Annotated in this window: 4 protein-coding genes and 1 pseudogene; all 5 read left to right on the top strand. The window is 34.0% G+C overall.

What is annotated here, in order from left to right:
* Positions 1–337 precede the first annotated feature (337 nt).
* Positions 338–940 carry a trimeric intracellular cation channel family protein gene (locus DMP16_RS08920; protein ID WP_069284207.1) on the top strand — a complete coding sequence of 201 codons (603 nt, stop codon included), beginning with the start codon at positions 338–340 and terminating at the stop codon, positions 938–940.
* Between the two features lie 206 nt (positions 941–1,146).
* Positions 1,147–1,422, top strand: coding sequence for a heavy metal-associated domain-containing protein (locus tag DMP16_RS08915; RefSeq protein WP_069284206.1), 276 nt, complete (start codon positions 1,147–1,149; stop codon positions 1,420–1,422).
* 529 nt (positions 1,423–1,951) lie between these two features.
* Positions 1,952–2,428 carry a hypothetical protein gene (locus DMP16_RS08910; RefSeq protein ID WP_143577120.1) on the top strand — a complete coding sequence of 159 codons (477 nt, stop codon included), beginning with the start codon at positions 1,952–1,954 and terminating at the stop codon, positions 2,426–2,428.
* A gap of 41 nt (positions 2,429–2,469) precedes the next feature.
* Positions 2,470–2,694 (top strand): annotated as a pseudogene (locus DMP16_RS08905) (SPFH domain-containing protein); the annotation flags it as partial.
* A 47-nt stretch (positions 2,695–2,741) separates the two neighbouring features.
* Positions 2,742–2,929, top strand: a 188-nt coding sequence (locus tag DMP16_RS11230; RefSeq protein ID WP_221929531.1) for a hypothetical protein, incomplete at its 3' end; no start/stop codon positions are given.

Genomic DNA, 2,929 nt, shown 5'->3' with positions numbered 1-2,929 from the left:
GATATATAAGGATGAGGGGCACGGATTTGCTAAGAAGGAGAATGAAGTTGATGCCGTTAAAAGAATTGTAGAGTTCGTCTCCTCCCACTGTAAGCGTATGGATTAAAGTTATTTAGGAACTTTTTTAAGTGATAATTTTCCAAAAGACTCTTCGCAATCACTCTTAAAAGGGCTACAATTACTGATAAGAAGTATTGATAAAAAGAAGGTAATGCGGGAGGGGATCAAAAGTACAGTAGAAAGGGCTTCATGTTTGTTGAAGAGCTTTATTGTTAGTTTCAAAAGAGTTTAAGAGCAAACTTTTTAATTTTTCAAAATTCTTATCATCTCGTGATATTTGAAGTATTTAATTACGTTAGGAATAGTTGCTTTCGCGATTTCTGGAGCTTTAAAAGGAATTAAGAAAGACATGGATATTTTGGGGGTATTGGTCTTAGGCTTTTCCACGGCTTTGGGAGGAGGGATAATTGCTGATTTATTATTAGGGAAGACTCCCCCTATTAACTTAGTTTACTATCCCTATCCTCTAACCGCCTTTTTATCAAGTCTCGCCACTTTCATTTTCTATAAGATTTTTACTAATGTTAAAAAACCACTAATTTACGCTGACGCTATAGGATTAGCTGCATTTGCTTCAGCTGGAGCGTCGTTAGCTTACTCGATCTCTCCAAATCCTTTATTAGTAATGTTCATAGGTACAATTACAGCTGTAGGAGGAGGAGTTATAAGGGACATTTTATCAAATGAGACTCCTCTGGTATTAAGAAGGGAATTTTACGCTACTGCAGCCATAATAGGTTCATTAATCTACTTCGCTGTAAGAAGTGTTTTTAATGAAGCTAGCGCATTGGAGTTTTCCTTCTTAATAACACTAACGTTAAGAATATTAGCCATAAGGTTTAACTGGGAGTTACCTAGGAGAGAAATTAATTCTTCATGAATTTTTCTCAAATGTTTAATGCTAAAACACGTTTTCACGATCATTTTTAACGTTTAATAAGCCATAAAATCTTCAATGATAGATAGTATTATGTTTAAAAGAGTGGACTGATAATTAAACGTAATTTCTCAAATTATAGAATTATCCTAAATGAGTTAAAGTAGAGGAATTTAAAGTTTATTAACCAAATTAAACAATATAAACATATGAGTGGAATAGATAAGATATTAGCTAATCTAGGAAAAGAAATGAGCTTTCAAGTGTTAGGTGTGACGTGTGATAACTGTGTTAATAAGGTTAGGAGAGCGTTAAAAACTGTTAAAGGGATAGAGGAGATATCAATCAAGCCAGATTATAGTCACTTCATCGCTCACGTAACTATAAGGTACAAAGGAGAAGTGGATAAAAAGGAGATTGAAGAGGCTATACAAGAGGCATCAGATGAGACTCCTTATCATGAATATAAGGTTAAGTGGGAATGAATTGATCTAAAATTTTTTATCAAAATTTTTTGAGATATAATTCATGTATAAAGATTAAAAAGCCTCTAAAATAAAAAACTGCTGAGATCTAAACACTGGAATAAGTGAAAAGTATAACGAGCATTTTCCACTAAAATTTTCTCTACACTCGTGAGAGAAAGATTAAACGTAATTTTATGAAGTGTGGAAAGGATGTCTGACCTCTTCCCCTTAGAGAGTTCCCTTAGTGTGGTTAACTGGTTTACCACCTTCATAGCTACTGGGCTTTTACGCCCATTCGTTCAGCGAAAGCTTGGTCTTCAGCCATATTACCCTATCCCTTTTCCCCACTCTCCTTAAGGCTATTATTGAGGAGGAAGACATTCTCATTACCTCTTTTTGACTTCCCTCAATGATTTTCCTTCACTAAAAGCTTTTCCCAAGGCGAGGCTTTCCCTACTTTGTAAGTTTATGGCTATATTAAGCTGTTACAATATAGTTGTATTTGAATGACCATAAACTTTTAAAATTACAACTGGAATTCATATGTATGCCTAAAGAACTAACACCTTTGGAACAATTACAACTCCTTGTGCCAGGCTATAGGGGATATAAGGTAAAGGACTTAATTAGACAAGACGATTTTCTAATTAGACAATCTACTATTTCTAAGTTACAAAATGCGATTAATAACTTGTCAATGATGGAATCGCAAATAGTTTCATCAAATCCGTTTTCTCCTATACTTAAGCGTATAGAGTTCATAATTTCTGAGATTAGAACTTTGATTGGAATCATCTTATCTTCTCAAGGTGGAGGAGCTGATGTTTATGCTAGGTATAAGATTCAGACTGAGCAATTAGATGAGATAGTTAAAAATGATTTGGAAATGATTTCCTTAGCAAATCAAGTTTATAACTTGTCTTCATCTCTTGATAACTTAGAGCAAATTCCCCTGCTATTAAATCAGATAAGACAAGTATTAATTTCTAGAGATAAGCTATTTTTCCCACAAGAATATAGATAGAAAAATTTTTTAATTTGAACTCAAAAATGGAAGTGATAAATATGTCGATTTCAATCAGAGGACAAGTAATAAGTACTGAGTTAGAAAATGGAGCATCTTACATGGCTCCGGATGTAATAGTCTTCAGATATCCTAAAGAAAATATAACCTCTAAGTCGATAATAATCGTACAGCCCACTGAAAACGCTGTAGTAATAATTCAAGGTCAAGTTCAAGCTGTTTTACAGCCTGGTACACATAACGTTCAGTCTCCTCAAAATCCTCTACATAAAATAACTTACCCTTAAAGAACGTAGCTTCGAGCTTATCATGATTGGATTTAATCAGCCATTTCTCTCCTTCCTTCCACATACCTACGTTAAAGAAGTCATCCTTGTTAGAAATGAAGATAATACTCCCATCATCTCCAACACAATTATTACTTGCAGGGTACTCCTCAGAGTTGGGAAATGAAATTATATTCTCTCTAACGTTTCTCTTCAAGTCGAATATGATTAAGTC

This window comes from Sulfolobus sp. B1 (assembly GCF_007050195.1).
Lineage (GTDB): Archaea > Thermoproteota > Thermoprotei_A > Sulfolobales > Sulfolobaceae > Saccharolobus.
Note: the sequence above shows the minus strand (reverse complement) of the source record. Positions and strands in the feature narration are given on the sequence as shown.